This is a genomic window from Saccharopolyspora sp. MMCC62, from assembly GCF_057736575.1.
In genome coordinates, this window is the sequence record NZ_JBYKCM010000001.1 from 347,829 (window position 1) to 369,473 (window position 21,645).

At 73.3% G+C, this 21,645-nt stretch carries 14 protein-coding genes; 12 read left to right on the plus strand and 2 right to left on the minus strand.

All coding sequences use genetic code 11. From position 1 onward, the window contains the following. The first annotated feature begins 107 nt into the window (after positions 1-107). On the plus strand, positions 108-1,097 hold the full coding sequence (selD, locus tag AC29IT_RS01620; RefSeq protein WP_488217906.1) for a selenide, water dikinase SelD: 990 nt from the start codon (positions 108-110) through the stop codon (positions 1,095-1,097). Between the two features lie 122 nt (positions 1,098-1,219). On the opposite strand, the gene AC29IT_RS01625 is transcribed toward selD, so the two are convergent. Continuing rightward, entirely contained in the window at positions 1,220-2,053 is an 834-nt protein-coding gene (locus tag AC29IT_RS01625; RefSeq protein WP_488217567.1) for an AraC family transcriptional regulator, read from the minus strand. Between the two features lie 83 nt (positions 2,054-2,136). Between AC29IT_RS01625 and AC29IT_RS01630 the strand changes: the two genes are divergently transcribed. After that, positions 2,137-2,544 (plus strand): DUF2000 family protein, encoded by a 408-nt coding sequence (locus AC29IT_RS01630; protein WP_488217568.1) that lies wholly within the window; start codon positions 2,137-2,139, stop codon positions 2,542-2,544. A gap of 10 nt (positions 2,545-2,554) precedes the next feature. Here the strand turns inward: AC29IT_RS01630 and AC29IT_RS01635 are convergent, their stop codons facing one another. Next, complete coding sequence (locus tag AC29IT_RS01635; protein WP_358443591.1) at positions 2,555-3,205, minus strand: TetR family transcriptional regulator; 651 nt, start codon at positions 3,203-3,205, stop codon at positions 2,555-2,557. 120 nt (positions 3,206-3,325) lie between these two features. On the opposite strand from AC29IT_RS01635, the gene AC29IT_RS01640 reads away from it, so the two are divergent. The 10 genes from AC29IT_RS01640 (at position 3,326) to AC29IT_RS01685 (ending at position 21,598) form a co-directional block, all read left to right on the plus strand. Continuing rightward, positions 3,326-5,080 (plus strand): MFS transporter, encoded by a 1,755-nt coding sequence (locus AC29IT_RS01640; protein ID WP_488217569.1) that lies wholly within the window; start codon positions 3,326-3,328, stop codon positions 5,078-5,080. 94 nt (positions 5,081-5,174) lie between these two features. Next, a complete protein-coding gene (fdh, locus tag AC29IT_RS01645; RefSeq protein ID WP_488217570.1) occupies positions 5,175-8,477 on the plus strand; it encodes a formate dehydrogenase in 3,303 nt (1,100 codons plus the stop codon). Positions 8,478-8,488: 11 nt separating this feature from the next. Continuing rightward, entirely contained in the window at positions 8,489-9,376 is an 888-nt protein-coding gene (locus AC29IT_RS01650; protein ID WP_488217571.1) for a 4Fe-4S dicluster domain-containing protein, read from the plus strand. After that, positions 9,373-10,320: an NrfD/PsrC family molybdoenzyme membrane anchor subunit gene (nrfD, locus tag AC29IT_RS01655; protein ID WP_488217572.1), complete on the plus strand. Its 948-nt coding sequence runs from the start codon at positions 9,373-9,375 to the stop codon at positions 10,318-10,320. The genes AC29IT_RS01650 and nrfD overlap by 4 nt, the downstream gene beginning before the upstream one ends. 212 nt (positions 10,321-10,532) lie before the next feature. Next, the gene (locus AC29IT_RS01660; RefSeq protein WP_488217573.1) at positions 10,533-11,234 is read left to right on the plus strand and encodes an ABC transporter ATP-binding protein; all 702 of its coding nucleotides are present in this window, start codon (positions 10,533-10,535) and stop codon (positions 11,232-11,234) included. Beyond that, a complete protein-coding gene (locus AC29IT_RS01665) occupies positions 11,231-13,558 on the plus strand; it encodes an FtsX-like permease family protein (protein WP_488217574.1) in 2,328 nt (775 codons plus the stop codon). The genes AC29IT_RS01660 and AC29IT_RS01665 overlap by 4 nt, the downstream gene beginning before the upstream one ends. A gap of 58 nt (positions 13,559-13,616) precedes the next feature. After that, positions 13,617-15,959 carry an ABC transporter permease gene (locus tag AC29IT_RS01670; protein ID WP_488217575.1) on the plus strand — a complete coding sequence of 781 codons (2,343 nt, stop codon included), beginning with the start codon at positions 13,617-13,619 and terminating at the stop codon, positions 15,957-15,959. Between the two features lie 107 nt (positions 15,960-16,066). Continuing rightward, positions 16,067-18,403 carry an FtsX-like permease family protein gene (locus tag AC29IT_RS01675; protein WP_488217576.1) on the plus strand — a complete coding sequence of 779 codons (2,337 nt, stop codon included), beginning with the start codon at positions 16,067-16,069 and terminating at the stop codon, positions 18,401-18,403. Between the two features lie 147 nt (positions 18,404-18,550). Continuing rightward, positions 18,551-20,743: an ABC transporter permease gene (locus AC29IT_RS01680; protein WP_488217577.1), complete on the plus strand. Its 2,193-nt coding sequence runs from the start codon at positions 18,551-18,553 to the stop codon at positions 20,741-20,743. A gap of 660 nt (positions 20,744-21,403) precedes the next feature. Beyond that, positions 21,404-21,598 carry a hypothetical protein gene (locus AC29IT_RS01685; RefSeq protein WP_358446404.1) on the plus strand — a complete coding sequence of 65 codons (195 nt, stop codon included), beginning with the start codon at positions 21,404-21,406 and terminating at the stop codon, positions 21,596-21,598. Positions 21,599-21,645 lie beyond the last annotated feature (47 nt).

Here is a 21,645-nt window from a genome sequence, read left to right on the forward strand (position 1 = left end):
GCACGGGCCACCCACGCCGCCGCGAGGGGCGAACGGGTCGTTCACCACGGGAAATCCGGCGGCGGCGGAGGCCGGTGGATACCGTCGGTGACGTGACGGAACTCGACGTGCCCACCCGGTACCGGCTCACCCAGTACGCCCACGGCGGCGGCTGCGCCTGCAAGATCCCGCCGGGTGAGCTGGAGGAGGTCGTCGCCGACCTGCGCGGCGTGCCCGACCCGGCGCTGCTGGTCGGCCTCGACGACGGCGACGACGCCGCCGCGGTCCGCGTCGACCCGGCCGGGCAGGCGGTGGTGAGCACCGCCGACTTCTTCACCCCCGTCGTCGACGACGCCTACGACTGGGGGCGCATCGCGGCCACCAACGCCCTGTCCGACCTCTACGCGATGGGCGCCCGCCCGGTGCTGGCGATCAACCTGCTGTGCTGGCCCCGCGAGCGGCTCCCGCTCGAACTGGCCCGCGAAGTGCTGCGCGGCGGCCTCGACGTCGGCCGCGCCGCCGGGTGCCCCGTCGCCGGTGGGCACAGCGTCGACGACCCCGAACCGAAGTACGGCATGGCCGCCACCGGCACCGCCGAGCCCGGAGCGCTGCTGCGCAACGACGCCGGACGGGCCGGAGTGCCGCTGTCGCTGACCAAACCCCTCGGCATCGGCGTGCTCAACACCCGGCACAAGGCCACCGGCGAGGTGTTCGAGCAGGCCGTGGCCGCCATGACCGAGCTCAACGCCGACGCCTCGGCCGCCGCGCTCGCCGCCGGGGTGCGCTGCGCCACCGACGTCACCGGGTTCGGGCTGCTCGGGCACCTGCTGAAGCTGGTGCGCGCCAGCGGGGTCTCCGCCATCCTCGACTCCGCCGCCGTCCCCTACCTGGACGGGGCGCGGGACGCGCTGCGCGACGGACACGTCAGCGGCGGCACCCACCGCAACCTCGACTGGGTGCGCCCGCACTGCTGCCTCGCCGCGGTCAGCGAGGGGGAGGCGCTGCTGCTGGCCGACGCCCAGACCTCCGGCGGGCTGCTGGTGGCCGGGGAGATCCCCGGCGCACCCGTCATCGGCGAACTCGTCCCGCGCGGCGAACACCTCATCACCGTCCGCTGACCCCGCGCCGCCCGCCCGTACTCCCGTTCCGCGGCGAGGTCTGCGGAACCAGCCCGCGGGGCGGCGACGAAGCCGCCGAGGTTCCACCGCCCGAACGCTTGCGAAGCAGAAGGGACGGCCGGTCACGACCCGGCGCGGAAGGTGCCGGGGGTGATGCCGTAGCAGCGGCGGAACCAGCGGGTCAGGTGCGCCTGGTCGGCGAACCCGGCCCGGGCGGCGGCCTCCGCCGCGCTCGCCCCCGCGCCGAGCGCGCGGCGGGCCTCCCGCAGCCGCAGCTGCCGCTGGTAGGCGCCCGGCGCCAGCCCGTGCGCCGCGGTGAACGCCCGGTGCAGCGCGAACCGGCTGCACCCGGCGATCTCGGCGAGGTGCCGCGCCGAGACCTCCTCGGCCGCGTGGGCGTGCAGGTGCTCGCGCACCGCCCGCACCCCGGCCGGAATCGGGCGCACCGCCGGTTCCCACTCGATCAGCGGTGCCCGCACCGAACCGCGCCGCACCATCGCGTACACCGTGCGGCGCAGCGCCTCGTCCCGCAGCAGCGCGCTGTCCTGCTCCAGCAGCGCCCGGTTCAGCTCGCGCACCGCCCGCGCCAGCACCGGATCGTGCAGCACCGGCTCCGCGAACAGCGGCAGCGCCCGCTGCCCGCCGGGCTCGCCCGCCGCGTCCGCCAGGACCTCCGCGACGACCCGCGGGCCCAGGTGCACGATGCGGTAGGTGAAGCCCTCCGCGATCGCCGAATGCCCGTCGTGGGTCTCCTCCGGGTTGAACGCCATCACCATCCCCGCCGCGCTGACCCGCGACGCGCCCCGGCAGCGGAACGTCTGCGCGCCGGTCTCGGTCACCCCGAACGAGTAGGCGTCGTGGCTGTGGCGCTCGTAGGTGTGGTCGCGGAAGAACGCGTGCATCGCCTCCAGCGACATCTCCGGGCAGCGCCGGTACCGGATCCATTCGTCTCGCACCACGCCATTGTCCGCGCGCCCGGTCGCGGGCCCGCGCACCAGCGTTCAAGACCGCCCGCGGTGCACCGCCGCAGGATGCCGCCATGGCTCAGACGAAGATCGCCGTCGTGGTCCGGGACGACCTCGCCGGTTGGCAGCGGCTCAACGTGACCGCGTTCCTCAGCAGCGGCATCACCGCCGCCCACCCCGAGCTCGTGGGCGAGCCCTACGCCGACGCCGACGACGTCGGCTACCTGCCGCTGCTGGGCAGGCCCGTCCTCGTCTACACCGCCGACGCCGAACGGCTGCGGCAGGTGCACCGCAAGGCGCTGGACCGGGGGATGCGCCCGGCGATCTACACCGCGCAGATGTTCACCACCGGCGACGACGAGGCCAACCGGGCCGTGGTGCGGGCCGTGCCCACCGCCGGCCTCGACCTGGTCGGCATCGCGCTGCACGACGGACGCAACCAGGTCGACAAGGTGTGCAAGGGCCTCGGCCTGCACCCCTGACGCCCGCGCGTCACCGCAGGGGGCGGCCGATCGGGTCGTCGGTGACCTCGCGCAGGCCCGCGGTCGTGTCGGCGAGCAGCGCGGCGAGGATGTCGGGCAACGTCGCGCCGTCGGTGCGCACCAGCCACTCCCGCATCGCCGAACCGAAGCACGTCATCAGCAGCATCGACCACGTGTACAGCCGCGGATCGGGTTCGCCGCCACCGCAGTGCTCGGCGAGGCTGCTAGCCACCTCGTGCACCCAGCGCCGGTGCATCAGGTGCGACTCGTAGTCGCCCCCGGCCTCCAGAGACTCCAGCAGCTGCGCCCGCATCAGGTGCTGGGGGCGGTCGGCCTGCACCCGGGTGGCCGTGTCGAACATGGCCGCGGCCAGCTTGCGCAGCGGGTGCTCGCCCGCGGGACGGGCGGCCAGCACCTCGCGCATCCGCTCCTGCTCGCGCAGCGAATCGCCGAACAGCACCGCGTCCTTGCTGGGGAAGTGGCGGAAGAACGTGCGCGGCGCGATGTCGGCGGCCTCGGCGATCTGCTCGACGGTGGTGTTGTCGAAGCCCTGCTCGGTGAACAACCGCAGCGCCGCCTCCTCGATGCCCGCCCGGGTGCGGGCGGTGCGGCGCCGCCTGCGGTCGACGGGCTCGGCGGATTCGACGGGTGCGGCGGTCATGCGACCCAGGTTCACCCGCTGTGCACGTTCCGTCAACGGTGACTGATGTCATGAGTGACAAATGGCAGTCATGACATAACGTGGGTGGGCATCCTGTCGCACGCGAAATGAGGAGACCTCGTGTCCGGTACCCACCCCGAGTCGGCTTCGGGCGGTGCGCACGCCACCGAAGGCCCGAACACCGAAGGCGAGCGCCGCGCCGTCGCCGACGGCATCGACCTGGGGGTCTATCGCCGCCGCTGGACCACGCTGCTGGTCCTGTGCCTGGCGCTGTCGGCGACGATGCTGGCGAACACCTCGCTCGGCGTCGCCCTGCCGTTCCTGTCCCAGGACCTCGGCTCCTCCCTGTCGGACCAGCAGTGGTTCAGCAACGCCTACGCGCTGGTGTTCGCCGGGCTGCTGTTCACCACCTCCACCCTCGCCGACCGCTACGGGCGCAAGCTGATGCTGCAGGCCGGGCTGGTGCTGTTCGGCGCGGTGTCGCTGTACGTGTGCTTCTTCGTCGGCTCCAGCGCCGAACTCATCGTCGCGCGCGGACTGCTCGGCCTCGGCGGATCGATGATCATGCCGGTGACGCTGTCCATCCTCACCAGCGTGTTCCCCAGCTCCGAGCGCACCAAGGCGGTCGGGGTGTGGGCCGCGGTCTCCGGCGCGGGCACCGCGCTGGGCCCGGTCATCGCCGGGCTGCTGCTGGAGGTCAGCACCTGGCACGCGGTGTTCGCCATCAACGTGCCCGTCGTGGTCGTGGCCGTCATCGCCAGCATCCGCTACGTGCCGAAGAACGCGGGCAGTCACGCACCCGTCGAAGGCGGCCACGGCGGCATCGACATCGGCGGCGCGATCCTGTCCACCGTCGGCATCACCGTCGTCGTCTACGGCCTCATCGACGCCCAGCACGTCGGCTGGACCGCGCCCCGCACGCTGATCATGGTCGTGGTGGGGCTGCTGCTCGTCGGCGCGTTCGTCGCCTGGGAACGGCGGGTCAAGGACCCGATGCTGGACATGGACCTGTTCCGCAACGCCGGGTTCTCCGCCTCCGCGGTCGCGCTGACGCTGGTGTTCTTCGCGATGATCGGCGTGTTCTTCTCGCTGAGCCAGACGCTGATCCTGGTGTTCGGGTACTCGCCGCTGGGCTCCTCGGTGGCCATGCTCCCGATGTCGGTGATGATGGTGCTGGTCGCCCCGCAGGTCGGGCGCATCGTCGGCCGGTTCGGGCCGCGCACCACCATCGCCGCCGGCCTGGTGCTGGCCGCGTGCGGCATGGCCGGGCTGAGCACCCTGACCGCCGACTCCGGCTACCTGCACCTGCTGCTGCCGCTGGCGCTGACCTCCGGCGGCATGTCGCTGGCGATGGCCCCGGCCACCGACCAGCTGATGGCGAACGTGCCGCGCGCCCGCGCCGGCATGGGCTCGGCCACCAACGACGTCACCCGCGAGGTCGGCGCCTCGCTGGGCGTCGCGGTGCTGGGCAGCGTGCTCGGCAGCGCCTACTCCACCCAGCTCGGCCCGGCCCTGGCGGGGCTGCCCGCGCAGGCGCAGGACGTCGCGAAGGAATCGCTGCCCGGCGGCCTGCAGGTCGCCGCCTCCCTCGGGGAGCAGGGCCAAGCCCTGGCCCAGCAGGTCGTGGTCGCCTGGATGGGCGGGATGCGCTTCGCCAACCTCGCCGGTGCCGCGCTGATCCTGCTCGCCGCGCTCATCGCCTGGATCTGGATGCCGCGCACCGCCACCCAGGCCGGCACCCCGGCACCCCAGGCCGCGGACGCGACCGGCACGACCGGCACCGAGGAGATCGGTGCCGAGACCGATCCGGCCCCGGCCACCGGCACCGCCGCCGAACGCGACGACGACCGGCCCGCCGAGAACATCAGCGGCTGACCCGGGACCACCACCGGCTTGCCCCGGTGCCGCGGCGGGTGTCCGAGGGAAATCGGACACCCGCCGTCGTCGTTCGCGGGAAGGAGGCCGCCGGATGCCGCAGTGGCTGAACTGGCCGCTGGTCCGCCAGCTCACCGGACCCGACCCGCTCGGGCGCGGCACCGCCGCCCGCAGCCGCCGCACCGACGCCCTCCGCGCCCGCACCGAGGACGCCGACCGCGTCGTGCGCTCGGTGTGCCCGTACTGCGCCGTCGGCTGCGGGCAGCAGGTGTTCGTGCGCGACGGCGAGATCACCCAGATCGAAGGCGACCCGGACTCGCCGATCAGCCGCGGCAGGCTCTGCCCCAAGGGCTCCGCCAGCCGCGAACTCGTCACCGCCCCCACCCGCCAGGACCGGGTCCGCTACCGGCGCCCGCACGGCACCGAGTGGGAGGACCTCGACCTCGACACCGCACTCGACATGATCGCCGACCGCGTGCTGGCCACGCGGGACGCCACCTGGCAGCAGGCCGATGAGGAAGGCAGGCCGCTGCGGCGCACCATGGGCATCGCGAGCCTCGGAGGAGCGACCCTCGACAACGAGGAGAACTACCTCATGAAGAAGCTCTACACCGCCATGGGCGCCATCCAGGTGGAGAACCAGGCCCGCATTTGACACTCCTCCACGGTTCCCGGTCTGGGGACCTCGTTCGGGCGCGGAGGGGCCACGACCTTCCTGCAGGACCTGGCCAACGCCGACTGCATCCTCATCCAGGGCTCCAACATGGCCGAAGCCCACCCGGTCGGCTTCCAGTGGGTGATGGAGGCGAAGGCGCGCGGCGCCACCGTCATCCACGTCGACCCGCGCTTCACCCGCACCTCCGCGGTCGCCGACCACCACGTGCCGCTGCGCGCGGGCAGCGACATCGCGTTCCTCGGCGGGCTGATCCACCAGGTGCTCGAACGCGACGCGCACTTCCACGACTACGTGGTGCACTACACCAACGCCGCCATGATCATCAGGGAGGAGTTCGCCGACACCGAGGACCTCGACGGCGTGTTCTCCGGATTCGACCCCGCCGAAGGCGCCTACGACCCGAGCAGCTGGCAGTACGAAGGCGCCGACGCGCTCTCCGCGGTGTCCTGGGAGGAACCGCTGCGCGCCGACCGGCCCGCCAGCCCGCACGGCCGGGAACGCGCAGGCAGCCGCCCCGAACGGGCAGGCTCCGGCGGGCCCGTCTACCACGGCACCCCCGAGACCGACCCGACGCTGCAACACCCGCGCTGCGTGTTCCAGCTGCTCAAACGGCACTTCGCCCGCTACACCCCGGAAGCGGTGGAGCAGACCTGCGGCGTGCCGCGCGCCGAGTTCCTGCGCGTCGCCGACGCGCTGATCGCCAACTCGGGGCGCGAGCGCACCACCACCATCGCCTACGCCGTCGGCTGGACCCACCACACCGTCGGCGTGCAGTACATCCGCGCCGCCTCCATCCTGCAGCTGCTGCTGGGCAACATCGGCCGCCCCGGCGCGGGCATCCTCGCGCTGCGCGGGCACGCCAGCATCCAGGGCTCCACCGACATCCCCACGCTGTTCAACCTGCTGCCCGGCTACATCCCGATGCCGCAGGCCCGGACCGACCACGACCTCGACGCGTTCGTCGCCGACGACGAGCACGCCCGCGGGTACTGGGCGAACATGCGCTCCTACGTCGTGAGCCTGCTCAAGGCGTGGTGGGGGGAGGCGGCGACCGCCGAGAACGACTACGCCTTCGGCAACCTGCCGCGCCTGACCGGCGACCACGGCACCTTCCAGACCGTCGCCGACCAGATCGACGGCACCGTCCACGGCTACTTCGTGATCGGGGAGAACCCGGCCGTGGGCACCGCGAACTCCCGGCAGCAGCGCCTCGGGCTGGCCAACCTGGACTGGCTCGTCGTCCGCGACCTCAACATGATCGAGACCGCCACGTTCTGGCGCGACGGGCCCGAAGTGCAGAACGGCGAACTGTCCACATCGGACATCGGCACCGAGGTGTTCTTCCTGCCCGCCGCCGCCCACACCGAGAAGGACGGCTCGTTCACCAACACCCACCGGCTGCTGCAGTGGCACCACAAGGCCGTCGAACCCCGCGGCGACCGGCGCAGCGACCTGTGGTTCTACTACCACCTCGGCCGCAGGCTCCGGGACAAGCTCACCGACCGCCGCCACCGGCGCACCCCCGAGCAGCAGGCGAACGACCGCGCCCTGCTCGACCTCACCTGGGACTACCCGACCGAAGGCGACATCGCCGAACCCAGCGCCGAGGCCGTGCTCCGCGAGATCAGCGGCACCGGACCCGACGGCACCACCCTGTCCGGCTACACCGAACTGCGCGCCGACGGCAGCACCTCCTGCGGCTGCTGGATCTACAGCGGCGTGCACGCCGACGAGACCAACCAGGCCGCCCGCCGCACACCCGGCCACGAGCAGTCCTGGGTCGCCCCCGACTGGGGCTGGGCGTGGCCGGCGAACCGCCGCACCCTCTACAACCGAGCCTCCGCCGACCCGCAGGGCGAACCGTGGAGCGACCGCAAGGCCTACGTGTGGTGGGACGAGGGCGCCGGGCGCTGGCAAGGCCACGACGTCCCCGACTTCGACATCGGCAAGCACCCCGGCTACCGGCCGCCCGAGGGCGCCACCGGGCCCGCCGGACTCGCAGGCACCGACCCGTTCATCATGCAGAGCGACGGCCGCGGCTGGCTCTACGTGCCCGCCGGGCTCGTCGACGGGCCGCTGCCCGCGCACTACGAACCGCAGGAATCACCGCTGGCGAACCCGCTGCACGACCACCAGCAGCGCAACCCCGCCCGCCAGACCCTCTCCCGCCCCGAGAACCGCTACCAGCCCAGCGGGCACGAACCCGGCGCCGAGGTCTACCCGTACGCGTTCACCACGTTCCGCCTCACCGAGCACCACACCGCGGGCGGCATGAGCCGCTGGCTGCACCACCTGTCCGAACTCGCCCCCGCCATGTTCGCCGAGATCTCCCCGGAACTGGCCGCCGAACGCGGCCTGCACCACCTCGGCTGGGCCACCATCATCACCGCCCGCAGCGCCATCGAAGCCCGCGTGCTGATCACCCGCCGCCTCCGGCCGCTGCGGCTCGGCGACCGCACCCTGCACCAGATCGGGCTGCCCTGGCACTGGGGGCCGAACGGGCTGAGCACCGGCGACGCCGCCAACGAACTGATCGGCGTGTCCCTGGACCCGAACGTGCACATCATGGAGACCAAGGCCGGGACCTGCGACATCCGGCCCGGCCGCCGCCCGCGGGGCCCCGCGCTCGCCGCACTCGTCGCCGAGCACCGCAGGCGCGCCGGCATCACCGAGCGCACCGGAACCGAACACGCCGACGACCCCCGCGACACCGGACGATGAAGGAGCCAGCAGTGGCCGAACACACCAGCTTCAGCGGGCCGCTGGCCGACCCGGCCGCCGACGCCGGCTACACCGGGCACCCCGAACGCGTCGGGTTCTTCACCGACACCAGCATCTGCATCGGCTGCAAGGCCTGCGAAGTGGCCTGCAAGGAGTGGAACCTGCTGCCCGAGGACGGCTTGGAGCTCACCGGCATGTCCTACGACAACACCGGCGACCTCGGCGCCGGCACCTGGCGCCACGTCGCCTTCGTCGAACAGGAACTGCCCGCCACCGACCTGGGCATGCCAGGGATCGGACCACCCGGCGACCCGTCCGACGGCGGGGGAGGCGGGGTGCGGTGGCTGATGTCCTCCGACGTGTGCAAGCACTGCACCCACGCCGCCTGCCTCGACGTGTGCCCCACCGGAGCGCTCATCCGCACCGAGCACGGCACCGTGCTCGTGCAGGACGACGTGTGCAACGGCTGCGGCTACTGCGTGCCCGCCTGCCCCTACGGGGTCATCGACATCCGGCCCGGCGACGGCGGCGCGTTCAAGTGCACCCTCTGCCAGGACCGGCTCGGCGCCGGGCTCGCCCCCGCCTGCGCCACCGCGTGCCCCACCGAGTCCATCCAGTACGGACCCCTCGACGAACTCCGCGCCCGCGCCGCCCGCCGCGTCGACGAACTCCACGAACGCGGCGAGACCGGCGCCCGCCTCTACGGCCACGACCCCGAGGACGGCGTCGGCGGCGATTCCGCGTTCTTCCTGCTGCTCGACGAACCCGAGGTCTACGGGCTGCCACCCGACCCGGTCGTCACCACCCGCGACCTGCCGTCGATGTGGCGGCACGCCGCGGCCGCCGCCGGTACCGCCGCCGCGCTCATCGCGGCCTGCTTCGCCGGGCGGCGGCGATGAGCCCGCGCCGCGGCGAATCGATCGTGCCCGACGCCGAGTTCCGCTCCTACTACGGCCGCCAGATCATCAAGAGCCCCACCTGGAAGGTCCCCGATGTGCCCCTCTACCTGTTCCTCGGCGGGCTCGCCGGGGGGTCGGCGGCGATGGCCGGGCTGGCCGACCTCACCGGGCGGCCCGCGCTGCGCCGCACCGGGCGCATCGCCGCCGCGGCCGGTGCCGGAGCCAGCGTGCTCGCGCTCGTGCACGACCTGGGGCGGCCGCTGCGGTTCCTGAACATGCTGCGGGTGCTGAAACCGACCTCGCCGCTGAGCGTCGGCTCCTGGATCCTCGCCCCGTTCTCCGGGCTCACCGCCGCCGCGGCCGCCGGCGAGCTGTCCGGGCTGCTGCCCGGGCCCGGCAGGCTCGCCGGAGCAGCCGCCGCGGTCCTCGCACCCGCCATGACCACCTACACCGCGGTGCTGCTCGCCGACACCGCCGTGCCCGGCTGGCACGAGGTGCACCGCGAGCTGCCGTTCCTGTTCGCGGGCAGTGCCGTCTCCAGCGCGGGCGGCGTCGCCCTGCTCACCACCCCGGTCGCCGAAGCCGGCCCGGCACGGCGGATGGCGATCACCGGCGCGGTCGTCGAACTGGCCGCCGAGCACCGGATGCTGCGCCGCGCCGGGCTCGTCGCCGAGGCCTACGACACCGGCACCCCCGGCAGGCTGCTGCGCGCCGCCCGCGCCCTGACCTGGGTCGGCGCCGCCGCATCGGGCCTGGCCGGGCGGAACCGGACGATCGCGGCGGCCGCCGGACTGTGCCTGGCCGCCGGCGGAGCCGCCACCCGCTTCGGGATCTTCGAAGCGGGCCGGGTCACCGCCCGCGACCCCCGCTACACCGTCATCCCCCAGCGGGAACGCCTCGAGGGCCGCACCGGATCTCCGGCCGCCCGGCAGGACGAAGAATGATCTTCGCGAAAGCCGACTGGGCGGTTCACCCGGCCGTGTAGGGTTCCGGCCATGCATGATCGGCCGGGCCCGGACGACCGGCCCCGCGCGACGCCACGACCTCGCCCGGAACGCGCACCCGCCGCACGCGCCGCGCCGCGCCACCTCGAGAATCGCGCGCGACCGGATACCACCGGCTCCCGCACCCGCAGCGCCCAGAAGGAGAACCACGCATGACCGCGTCCAGGTCCGGCACCGAATCGATGCTCACCGGAACCGGCCTGGTCTGCTCCTTCGGCGCCACCCCGGCGCTGCGCGGCGCGGACCTCGCCGTCGATTCCGGCGAGGTCGTCGCCGTCGTCGGCGCCTCCGGCTCGGGCAAGTCCACGCTGCTGCACTGCATGGCAGGCGTCGTCGCCCCCGAATCCGGCACGGTCCGGTTCCGCGGCCGCGACGTCACCGCCATGTCCGACGACGAGCGCAGCGCGCTGCGCCGCTCCGAGTTCGGCTTCGTGTTCCAGTTCGGCCAGCTCGTGCCCGAGCTCAGCGTGCTGGAGAACATCGCGCTGCCGCTGCGGCTCAACGGCGCCGCCCGCGGCAAGTCCGAGACCCGCGCCCGCGACTGGGCCGACAAGCTCGGCGTCACCGCCCAGCTCGACAAGCGCCCCGGGGAGATCTCCGGTGGCCAGGGCCAGCGGGCCGCGCTCGCCCGTGCTCTCGTCGCCGATCCCTCGGTGATCTTCGCCGACGAACCCACCGGCGCCCTCGACTCCACCGGTGGCCGCGAGGTGATGCAGCTGCTCACCGAAACCGCTTCCGAAGCGGGCAGCGCCGTGGTGCTCGTGACCCACGAACCGGCGGTGGCCGCCTACGCGCACCGCGAAGTGGTCATCCGCGACGGGCGCACCGCGGAGACGGAGGAGGCCGCCCGATGAGCCGGGCCCGCACCTGGCTCGCCGACCTGGTGCTGGGGGTCCGTCTCGCCGTCGGCGATCGCAACACCCCCTGGGGCAGGCTCGCCCTGATGACCATCGGCATCGGCATCGGCGTCCTCGTACTGCTGATCAGCACCGCCCTGCCGAACTCGCTGCAGGCCCAGCACGAGCGCACCGTGGCCAGGACGATGACCGCGGTCTCCGCCGGGAACGCGCACATCCCGGCCGCCGTGCTCGGGGCCTCGGGCGACACCGAGTTCCGCGGGGACCACGTTTTCGGCAAGTTGCTCCAGCCGATGCGCCCGGACGCGCCGCCGCCTGCCGGACTGGGCCGGTATCCGGCGCCGGGCGAGCTGATCGTGTCCCCGGCACTGGCCGACCTGCTCGCCGACCCCGGATCCGAGCTGTTGCGCCAACGGCTGCCCGGCACCGTCGTCGGCACCATCCGCGACGACGGACTGACCACCCCCGCCGAGCTGTACTACTACGGCGCGGCCACCGGGCTGACCGAGTGGAACGCCGACTACCGCATCGACGACCACTTCGGCGAGCACGCCGCCTCGACGACCGCGACGTCGGTGGACACGCTGACGTTGTGGACGCTCGGCGCCACCGTGCTGCTGCTGCCGGTGGTCGTGTTCGTCATCAGCACGACCCGCCTCGCCGAAGCCGCCCGCCAACGCAGACTCGCCGCACTACGCCTCGTCGGCGCCAGCGCCTGGCAGATCCGCCGCATCGCCTCCGGAGAAACGCTCGTCGGCACGATCACCGGCGTGCTCGCCGGGTGGGCCCTGTTCGGCGCCTGCCACGTGGTGGCGGACCGGGTCGACGTGGCCGACGAATCGATGTTCGCCGCCGACCTCGCCCCCGCGTGGTGGGCGGCGGTGCTGGTCACCCTCGGCGTTCCGCTGACCACCGTGCTGATCTCCCTTGCCGCCTTGCGCGGCGCCGTGCACGACCCGCTGCGCTCGGTGCGCCAGGCCACACCCATCCGCCGCCGGTTGTGGCCGCGGCTGGTGCCGCTCGTGCTCGGCCTGGCGGGCGCGGTGTTCCCGTGGCCGCAGGTGTACTCATCGAACGCCGTGCGCCTCGCGATACCGGCCGCCTCGGTCGCGCTGGTGCTGGTCTCGGTGCCGCTGCTGCTGCTTTGGATCGTCGAGACCATCGCCCGGCGATGGCACGGCGGACCGGTCGCCTGGCAGCTGGCGCTGCGCCGGCTGCACCTGACCAGCGGCACCGCCGCCCGCTCCGTCAGCGCCATCGCCGTCGTCGTCACCGGCGTCATCGCCCTGCAGACGATGTTCGCGTCCTTGGAGCACCAAGCCCTGCGGCTGGCCGGGCGGGCAGGCGCCGCTCCAGCTCAGATCAGCATCGGTGGCGAGGAGGATCGGACCGGCCACGACGGAATGAGCGCCACGGCCGCCGAGGTCGCGGCACTGCCCGGGGTGAGCTCGGTGAGCCCGCATCACTCGATCTCCCTGCAGTCGGGGCGATCCGTCGCCCGGGTCGTGATCGTCGACTGCGCCACCGCCGCAGCCTCCTTCCCCGTGGGGGAGTGCCGGGACGGCGACGCGTTCCTGCCCGAACACACCGCAGGGACCGACGAGCAGTTGCCCATCTCCGCAGGGCAGCAGTGGGAGATCCTGACGACCGGCTCCAACGCCACCGGTGCGGGCACCATCGCCTGGACCATCCCACCCCTGCGGCACATCGGGCCCTCCACCGATTCGTCGAACACCGCGGAACTGGTGCTGACCCCGGCCGCGGCCGCCGGAATCCCGATGGAGATCCGCAGCGTGCGCATCGAGGTCGACCCCACCGCGCAGGCGCCACCGGACCTCGAGGAGCAGGTCCGCACCGTGGCCGGGGCACACCTGCCGTTCCCGGCCGTCCACCGGAGCGTGGCGTTGACGGACTCGTCCGCCGAGCTGCGGATGGTCGAGTACGGGCTGCTGCTGGGCGCGATGGTCGTGTTCACGCTGATCGGCTGCAGCCTGCTGGTCACCGCCGTCGAGCAGATCCAGGAGCGAACCCGGCCGATGGCCGTGCTCGGAGCCGTCGGCGCCAAGCGCAGCACCCTCGTGTGGTCCGCGTTCCTGCAGAACGCCGTACCGATGCTGCTGGCCCTGCTGCTCGCGGTACCCCTCGGTTGCCTGCTCGGCGGGCTGATCATGGTGTCGCTGTTCGCGGAGCCGCCCGTCCCGGACCTGCCCGGCATGGGCGCGGTGCTGTCCTTCGCCGCGGTCTCGGTGCTGGTGGTGACCGCCCTGACCGCACCCGCCCTGTCCAAGGCCATGAGCTCCGACGGGCTGCACACCGAATAGGCCGCACCCGGCAGGAACCGAGCGCACGCTGAGAACCGAACACCGCCGAGGAGCCCGGATGAACCGGATGCGCACCTGGAGCACCGACCTGGGACTGGGCGTGCGCCTCGCCATCGGTGACCGCAACACCCCGTGGGGCCGGCTCGCCCTGATGACCACCGGCATCGGGATCGGCGTGCTGGTGCTGCTGATCAGCGCCGCCCTCCCGACCTGGCTGGACGCCCGCGACGAGCGCGTCGCCGCGCGCGACATGGCCTACGCGACGGCCGAACGCTCGCACGTCCCGGCCGCGGTGCTCGGCATGGACGGCGGGACCGAGTTCGACCACGCGGCGGTGAACGGCAAGCTGGTCCAGCCGATGCGCCCGGACGCGCCACTGCCCGCCGGGCTGGACCGCTACCCCGGGCCGGGCGAGCTCATCACGTCCCAGGCGCTGGCCGACCTGCTGGCCCGGCCCGATGTCGAGCTGCTGCGCCAACGGCTGCCCGGCACCGTCGTCGGCACCATCGGCGACGACGGGCTGCTCTCGCCCGGCGAGCTGTACTACTACGCGGGCACCACCGGGCTGACCGAGTGGAACGCCGACTACCGCATCGACGACCACTTCGGCGAGGCCGACGACCGCGCGTCGCCCTGGACCCAGGAAGCGCTGCTGCTGTGGGCGATGGGTGCCTGCGCGCTGCTGCTGCCGGTCGTCGTGTTCGTGATCAGCACGACGAGACTGGCCGAGGCCGCCCGGCAGCGCAGGCTCGCCGCACTGCGCCTGGTCGGCGCCAGCGCCTGGCAAGTCCGCCGCATCGCCTCCGGGGAGACCCTCGTCGGCGCCACCACGGGCGTCCTCGCGGGCTGGGTGCTGTTCGCGGCGTGCCGTTCGGCGACCGACCGGCTCGAGGTGGCGGGCGTCTCGGTGTTCGTCGCCGACTTCACGCCCGCGTGGTGGCCGGCGGTGCTGATCACCCTCGGCGTTCCGCTGCTCACCGTGCTGATCTCGCTGGCCGCGCTGCGCGGCGCGGTGGGCGATCCGCTCGGTTCGGTGCGCCAGGCGATGCCCGTGCGCCGCAGGTTGTGGCCGCGGCTGGTGCCGCTCGTGCTGGGCGTGGCGGGGGTGGTGTCGCCTTGGGCGGAGCTGGACTCCTCGAACCTGCAGATCGGGGTGCCGGTCGCCGCGGTGGCGCTGGTGCTGGTGGCGGTGACGCTGCTGCTGCCGTGGATCGTGGAAGCTGTCGCCCGACGAGTGCGCGGGGGACCGGTGGCCTGGCAGCTCGCACTGCGCCGCCTGCACCTGACCAGCGGCACCGCCGCCCGCTCCGTCAGCGCCATCGCCGTCGTCGTCACCGGCGTCATCGCCCTCCAGACCATGATCACCACCCTGGAACAGCGGTACGAGAAGTCGACCACCCGGACGAGCGCCGCCCCGGAGGTGCACGTCTACGGGCAGGAGGACTTGACCGGCCGGGACGGGACGAGCGCCACGCGGGACGAGATCGCCGCGCTTCCCGGGGTGCGCTCGGTGACGGCCCGGCACACCGCGTCCCTGCGCTCCGGCGAGCGCTCCCAGGCCGCGGTGGTGATCGCCGACTGCGCCACGATCAGCCGGACCCTCCAGATCGACGGGGAGTGCCGGGACGGCGACGCGTTCCTGCCCGCGCCCACCCGCGAGACCACCCCGAACCTGCCCGAACGGCCGCTGCGAGCCGGGGAGCTGTGGGAGGTCGACGCGCGCGGCACGAACGCCACCGGGCCGAGCACCCTCACGTGGACCATCCCGCCGGTGCGCGCCGTCGGGCCCCCCGCGTCCGAGTTCGAGGTGACCGCGGACCTGGTGCTGACTCCCGCCGCGGCCGCCGGGATACCGATGGAGGTCCGCCGAGCGGACATCGTCGTGGAGCGCGCCGAACAGGCGCCCCCGGAACTGCTCGACCGGATCCGCACCGCGGCGTGGCAGCACCTGCCGAACCCGGAGGTCTACGAGAGCTACACCGCGACGTCGGATCCGCGCACCGCCTTGACCGCGGTCAAGTACGGGCTGCTGCTGGGTGCTCTGGTGGTGTTCTCGCTGATCGGCTGCAGCCTGCTGGTCACCGCCGTCGAGCAGATCCACGAACGATCCCGGCCGATGGCCGTGCTCGGAGCCGTCGGCGCCAAGCGCAGCACCCTCATGTGGTCCGCCTTCCTGCAGAACGCCGTACCCATGCTGCTGGCCCTGCTGCTCGCCATCCCGATCGGCTTCGCCCTCGGCTGTGTGATCACGGCGGGCAGCTACCGGTACGTGCCCGTGCCGGACCTGCCGGGCGCCGCCGCGGTGCTGGGCTTCGCCGCGGTCTCGGTGCTGGTGGTGACCGCCCTGACCGCACCCGCCCTGTCCAAGGCCATGAGCTCCGACGGGCTGCACACCGAATAGGCCCGGTGATCCCGCCCGCACCCCGTCCCGCCGCCACCGGCACGATCAACCCCGGGACCGGAGACCGTCCCGAACCGAGAACCGAACGCCGCCGAGGAGGCAGGGCGATGACAAGGATCCGCAGCTGGATCGCGGACCTGGTGCTGGGCGTGCGCCTCGCCGTCGGCGACCGCAACACCCCCTGGGGCCGGCTCGCCCTGATGACCACCGGCATCGGCATCGGCGTCCTGGTGCTGCTGACCAGCGCCGCCCTCCCGACCTGGACCGCCGCCTGGGACCAGCGCTCCGCCGCCCGCGACATGGCCTACGCGACCTCCGAGCGCGCGCACGTCCCGGCCGCGGTGCTCGGCGTGGGCAGCCACACCACGTTCCGCGAGCAGGGCATCTCCGGCGTGCTGGTCGAACCGCGGCGCCCGGACGCCCCGCTGCCCGCCGGACTGGACCGCTACCCGGCACCGGGCGAGCTGATCGTGTCCCCGGCGCTGGGTGACCTGCTCGCCCGGCCCGGCTCGGCGCTGCTGCGGGAACGCCTGCCCGGCACCGCCGTCGGCACCATCCGCGACGACGGGCTGGTCATGCCCGGGGAGCTGCACTACTACGCGGGCACCACCGGGTTGACCGAGTGGAACTCGGACTACCGCGTCGACGACCACTTCGGCGAGCGCTACACGGGCATGACCTCGCAGCAGGACATCCTGCTGCTGTGGGCGGGAGGCGGGTGCGCGCTGCTGCTGCCGGTGGTCGTGTTCGTCATCAGCACGACACGGCTCGCCGAAGCCGCCCGCCAACGCAGGCTCGCCGCGCTGCGCCTCGTCGGCGCCAGCGCCTGGCAAGTCCGCCGCATCGCCTCCGGAGAGACCCTCGTCGGCGCCCTCGCCGGAGTCCTCGCCGGATGGGCCCTGTTCGGCGGCGCACACCTCGCGCTCGCCAGCATCGAGACGCCCTACGCGTCGGTGTTCGTCGCCGACCTCACCCCGCAGTGGTGGATCGCCGCGGCGGTCACGTTCGGGGTGCCGGTCGGGACCGTGCTGATCTCGCTGGTCGCGCTGCGCGGCGCCGTGCACGACCCGCTCGGCTCGGTGCGCCGGGCCACGCCCGCCCGCCGCCGGTTGTGGCCGCGGTGCGTGCCGCTGGTGGTCGGGGTCCTCGGCGTCGTGGGCGCCCGCTGGCCGGGCTGGGGCCCGAACTGGTGGATGTCCTGCCTGGTCGTCTCGATCGCGCTGATCCTGCTGTCGGTGCCGCTGCTGCTGCCGTGGGGCGTCGAGTTCCTCGCCGAGCGGGCTCGCGGCGGGCCGCTCGCCTGGCAGCTCGCGCTGCGCCGACTGCACCTGACCAGCGGCACCGCCGCCCGCTCCGTCAGCGCCATCGCCGTCGTCGTCACCGGCGTCATCGCCCTCCAGACCATGATCGCCTCCACCGAGGCGCAGCACGCGCGGCGCTCCGCGGACGCCGGCAACGCGCACTCGATGCACATCTACGCGAGCGAGGACCCGACCGGCCGCGACGCGATGAGCGCCACCGCGGCCGAGATCGCGGCGATGCCCGGGGTGCGAGCGGTGACCGCGCTGCACAGCGTCCACGTCAGCCCGGACGCCGACTCGATGGTGACGATCGGCATCGCCGACTGCACCATGATCACCCGCTTCGCCCGGGTGGGCGAGTGCCACGACGGCGACGCGTTCCTCCTCGACATCCCCGGCGACCTCGATCGCGTCGACGTCCGCGCGCAGGAAGGCCGCCAGTGGCAGATCACCACCCCGCGCCCGAACGCGGCGGGCACCGGCCCGGAGGTGGTGGGCTGGCCCGTTCCGCCCGTGCGCTCCGCCGGCCGGGGCACCGGCGAGTTCACCGGCTACGACCTGGCCCTGACCCCGGCCGCGGCCACCGCGATCCCGATGGAGGCGCGCAACGCGCTGCTGGGCATCGACCTCGACGCCACCGCGCCACCCGAGTTGGTCGAGCGCATCCGCAACGCGGCCGCGGCGAACCTGCCGAATCCCGCCGTCGGCGCGGACGTCCGGACCGGCGACGCCGAATCGGAGGAGATGATCCGGCTGGTCAAGTACGGGCTGCTGCTGGGCGCGATGGTCGTGTTCTCCCTGATCGGCTGCAGCCTGCTCGTCACCGCGGTCGAGCAGATCCAGGAACGCTCCCGGCCGATGGCCGTGCTCGGTGCCGTCGGCGCGAAGCGCAGCACCCTCGTCTGGTCCGCGTTCCTGCAGAACGCCGTACCGATGCTGCTCGCGCTGGTGCCCGCGGTGCCCATCGGCTACGCCACCGGACTGCTGGTCGTGGCGACGTCGTCCGAGGACCTGGTCTCCCCGGACCTGGCGGGGACGGCGGTCGTGCTGGCCTTCGCCGCCGTGTCGGTACTGGTCGTCACCGCCCTCACCGCCCCCGCCCTGTCCAAGGCCATGGGCAGCGCGGGCCTCCACACCGAGTAGCCGCGCCGATGCCGAGGAGACCGCGCACGATGAGCAGGATTCGCACCTGGACCACCGACCTGGTGCTGGGGGGTCCGCCTCGCCGTCGGCGACCGCAACACCCCCTGGGGCAGACTCGCCCTGATCACCGTCGGCGTCGGTGCCGGTGTGCTGGTGCTGCTGATCAGCGCCAGCACGCCGACCTGGATCGAGCACCAGGGAGAACGCGCCGCGGGCAGGCAGATGACCTACGACGCCGCCGAAGCCGGACCGCCCGCCGCCGTCCTCGGCGTCCAGCGCTCCACGATCTTCCAAGGGCAGTACATCAACGGGCGGTTGCTCCAGCCGCAGCGCCCCGACGCGCCCCTGCCCACCGGGCTCGACCACTACCCGGCACCGGGCGAACTGGTCGTGTCCCCGGCACTGCGCGAACTGCTCGCCCGGCCCGACTCGGCACTGCTGCGGGAACGGCTGCCCGGCACCATCGTCGGCACCATCGGCGACGACGGACTGGTCACCCCCGCCGAGCTGTACTACTACGGCGGCACAGCGGAACTCACCGAGCAGACCGCGGAATCCCGCGTCGTCGACCACTACGGCGAAACCGCCGAGCCGGACGCGGACGCGGGCAACTGGGTGCTGGTGCCGGTGGGAGCGACCGCGCTGCTGCTGCCGGTGGTCGTGTTCGTCATCAGCACGACCAGGCTCGCCGAAGCGGCCCGGCAACGCAGGCTCGCCGCACTGCGCCTCGTCGGCGCCAGCGCCTGGCAAGTACGGCGCATCGCCTCCGGCGAAACCCTCATCGGCGCCCTCGCCGGAGTCCTCGCCGGATGGGCCCTGTTCGGCGGTGCACACCTCGCGCTCTCCCGGTTCGAAACCTCGTTCGTGGCCGTGTTCGTCGCCGACCTCACCCCCGTGTGGTGGATCGCGGTACTGATCACCATCGGGGTACCGGCGCTGACCGTGCTGATCTCGCTGGCCGCCCTGCGCGGCGCCGTGCACGACCCGCTCGGCTCGGTGCGCCGGTCGACACCCGCCCGCCGCCGGTGGTGGCCGCGCGCCGCGTCGATGGCGCTGGGCATCACCGGCCTCCTGGTGTCCCGGCTGCCACTGGACCTGAGCACCACCGTCTGGGGCGGGCTGGTCGTCCTCTCCGTCACGCTGCTGCTGCTGTCGGTGCCGCTGCTGCTGCCGTGGGTCGTCGAAACCGCCACCCGGAACGCAGGGCGCGGACCGCTCGCCTGGCAGCTCGCGCTACGCCGGCTGCACCTGACCAGCGGCACCGCCGCCCGCTCCGTCAGCGCCATCGCCGTCGTGGCCACCGGGGTGATCGCGCTGCAGACCATGATCGGCTCGCTCGAACAGCAGCTCGCGGGCAGCGCGGTCGGCGACCGGACGGCCACCATCTCCGGCAACGAGGACCGGCCCGACCGGAACGAGCTGCAACACCTGCGCACCGAACTCGCGACCATGCCCGGGGTGGACGACGTGCGCGGCTACCACCGGATCACCGTCGAAGGCGAACCGGACCGCACGAGCTTCGCGGTGATCGCGGACTGCGACCTGATCCTCCGCACCCGGCTGGCCACCGACTGCCGCGACGGAGACACCTTCGCCCCGCCCGGCGGAGGAGCCGTCAAGGGCGATCCGCCGCGCACCGGCGAAACCTGGTTCGCCGACGCCGGACCGGGCCGCGGCCGGGCGCCCTTCCCGATCCCGGCGCTGCGCCAGAGCGAACCGGACCGCGCCGAAAGCGGCATCATCCCCTTCGCGAGCCTCGTGATCACCCCCGCCGCGGCCGCGAGCATCCCGATCGAGCTGCGCAGCGTCGACATCGACCTCGCGCTGGCGGCGACCGCACCGCCCGACGTCGTCGAACGCATCCGCAACCTCGCCGAAGCGAACCTGGAGGGTGGCAGCGTCGTCGAGATCGCCCCGACGGACGCCTACGAGAGGTCCCTCGCCAAGCTCCGCCTGATCAAGACCTGCTTGCTGCTGGCCGCGATGGTGGTGTTCTCGCTGATCGGCTGCAGCCTCCTGGTCACCGCCGTCGAACAGATCCAGGAACGATCCCGGCCGATGGCCGTCCTCGGAGCCGTCGGCGCCAAACGCAGCACCCTCGTCTGGTCCGCCTTCCTGCAGAACGCCGTGCCCATGCTGCTGGCCACCGCGATCGCGGTGCCCGCCGGGTACGGGCTCGGCGCCCTCATCTACGCCACCGACGGCGACCTGCCCGCCCTGGACCTGCCCGGCGCCGCCGCCGTGGTCGGCTTCGCGGCGGTCTCGGTGCTGGTCGTCACCGCTCTGACCGCACCAGCCCTGACCAAGGCCATGAACACCACAGGTCTTCATGCTGAGTAGATCGCCTGGTTCTCTTGCTCGGTGGGGCGGGTGGCGGAACCTCAGCGGCGCCCTCGCTGCGGGATCGTTTTCACAGGTGGCTCCGCCACATGCGAAAACGCCGTCCTCGCGAGGACACCGCTGAGAACCCGCGGGTGGTCCCGCTGCGTGCTGGGTCGCTGCTCAGCGGCTTCGCCGCTGACAGGAAGAAGGTCAGGGGCGCTCCGCGGGGGCGATGGTGGGGGAACGGGGGTTCGCCGTCCGGGGTGTCCGGCAGGCGAACCGTTCACTTCAGGCGTCTGCGGCGGAGGTCGGAACGGATGTCCCACGCCGTCCACCACACCCCGCCGAACGCCACCGCGCCCAGCACGAACAGCACCCAGTACTCGGTCATCGCACGACTCCCCAGTCCACGACCCAGCCCACGCCGGGACCCGCTCCCGCGGGTCACCACATCCAGCGGTCTCGGCACCGGACGCGCCGCCGACCCTAGGCGGCCGCGAACCCTGATCGCCGGGCGAACCGGCCGCACCGAGATCAGCGCGCACGACCGGAACGAGCAGCTCGGCCGGGTGACGCCCCGGCATGTCGGCACCGGTCCGTGACCACCCCTCTCCGAGGATGGGAGGCCGCGCCGGAGACCCGGCTCAGCCGACACGGGGAAGGAGGTGCCCAGGAGTCGTGTTCCCCGCACATCACGTGGTCCTCGCCGAATCGCTGCAGACCCACGGACAGGTCGGTGCGCTGACCCTCACCGCCGGTGGCCTGCTCGGATTCGTCGCGCTGTATCGGCGGCGCCGGGCCACACTGTCGAAGCGGCGGGCGAGGGCGGTGAGCAGGCCGGACCTGGTCGATCCCCTGGTCCCGCGGCAGTGAGGTGAGCCGGGCACCGGCCACCGCACCCGCTGTTCGTCAAGGGGGAG

Coding starts and splice junctions, on each gene's coding strand:
- AC29IT_RS01630 (WP_488217568.1), top strand. CDS start 2,137: ATGGCTCAGACGAAGATCGCCGTCGTGGTCCGGGACGACCTCGCCGGT.
- AC29IT_RS01635 (WP_358443591.1), bottom strand. CDS start 3,205: ATGACCGCCGCACCCGTCGAATCCGCCGAGCCCGTCGACCGCAGGCGG.
- nrfD (WP_488217572.1), top strand. CDS start 9,373: ATGAGCCCGCGCCGCGGCGAATCGATCGTGCCCGACGCCGAGTTCCGC.
- AC29IT_RS01660 (WP_488217573.1), top strand. CDS start 10,533: ATGACCGCGTCCAGGTCCGGCACCGAATCGATGCTCACCGGAACCGGC.
- AC29IT_RS01665 (WP_488217574.1), top strand. CDS start 11,231: ATGAGCCGGGCCCGCACCTGGCTCGCCGACCTGGTGCTGGGGGTCCGT.
- AC29IT_RS01670 (WP_488217575.1), top strand. CDS start 13,617: ATGAACCGGATGCGCACCTGGAGCACCGACCTGGGACTGGGCGTGCGC.
- AC29IT_RS01675 (WP_488217576.1), top strand. CDS start 16,067: ATGACAAGGATCCGCAGCTGGATCGCGGACCTGGTGCTGGGCGTGCGC.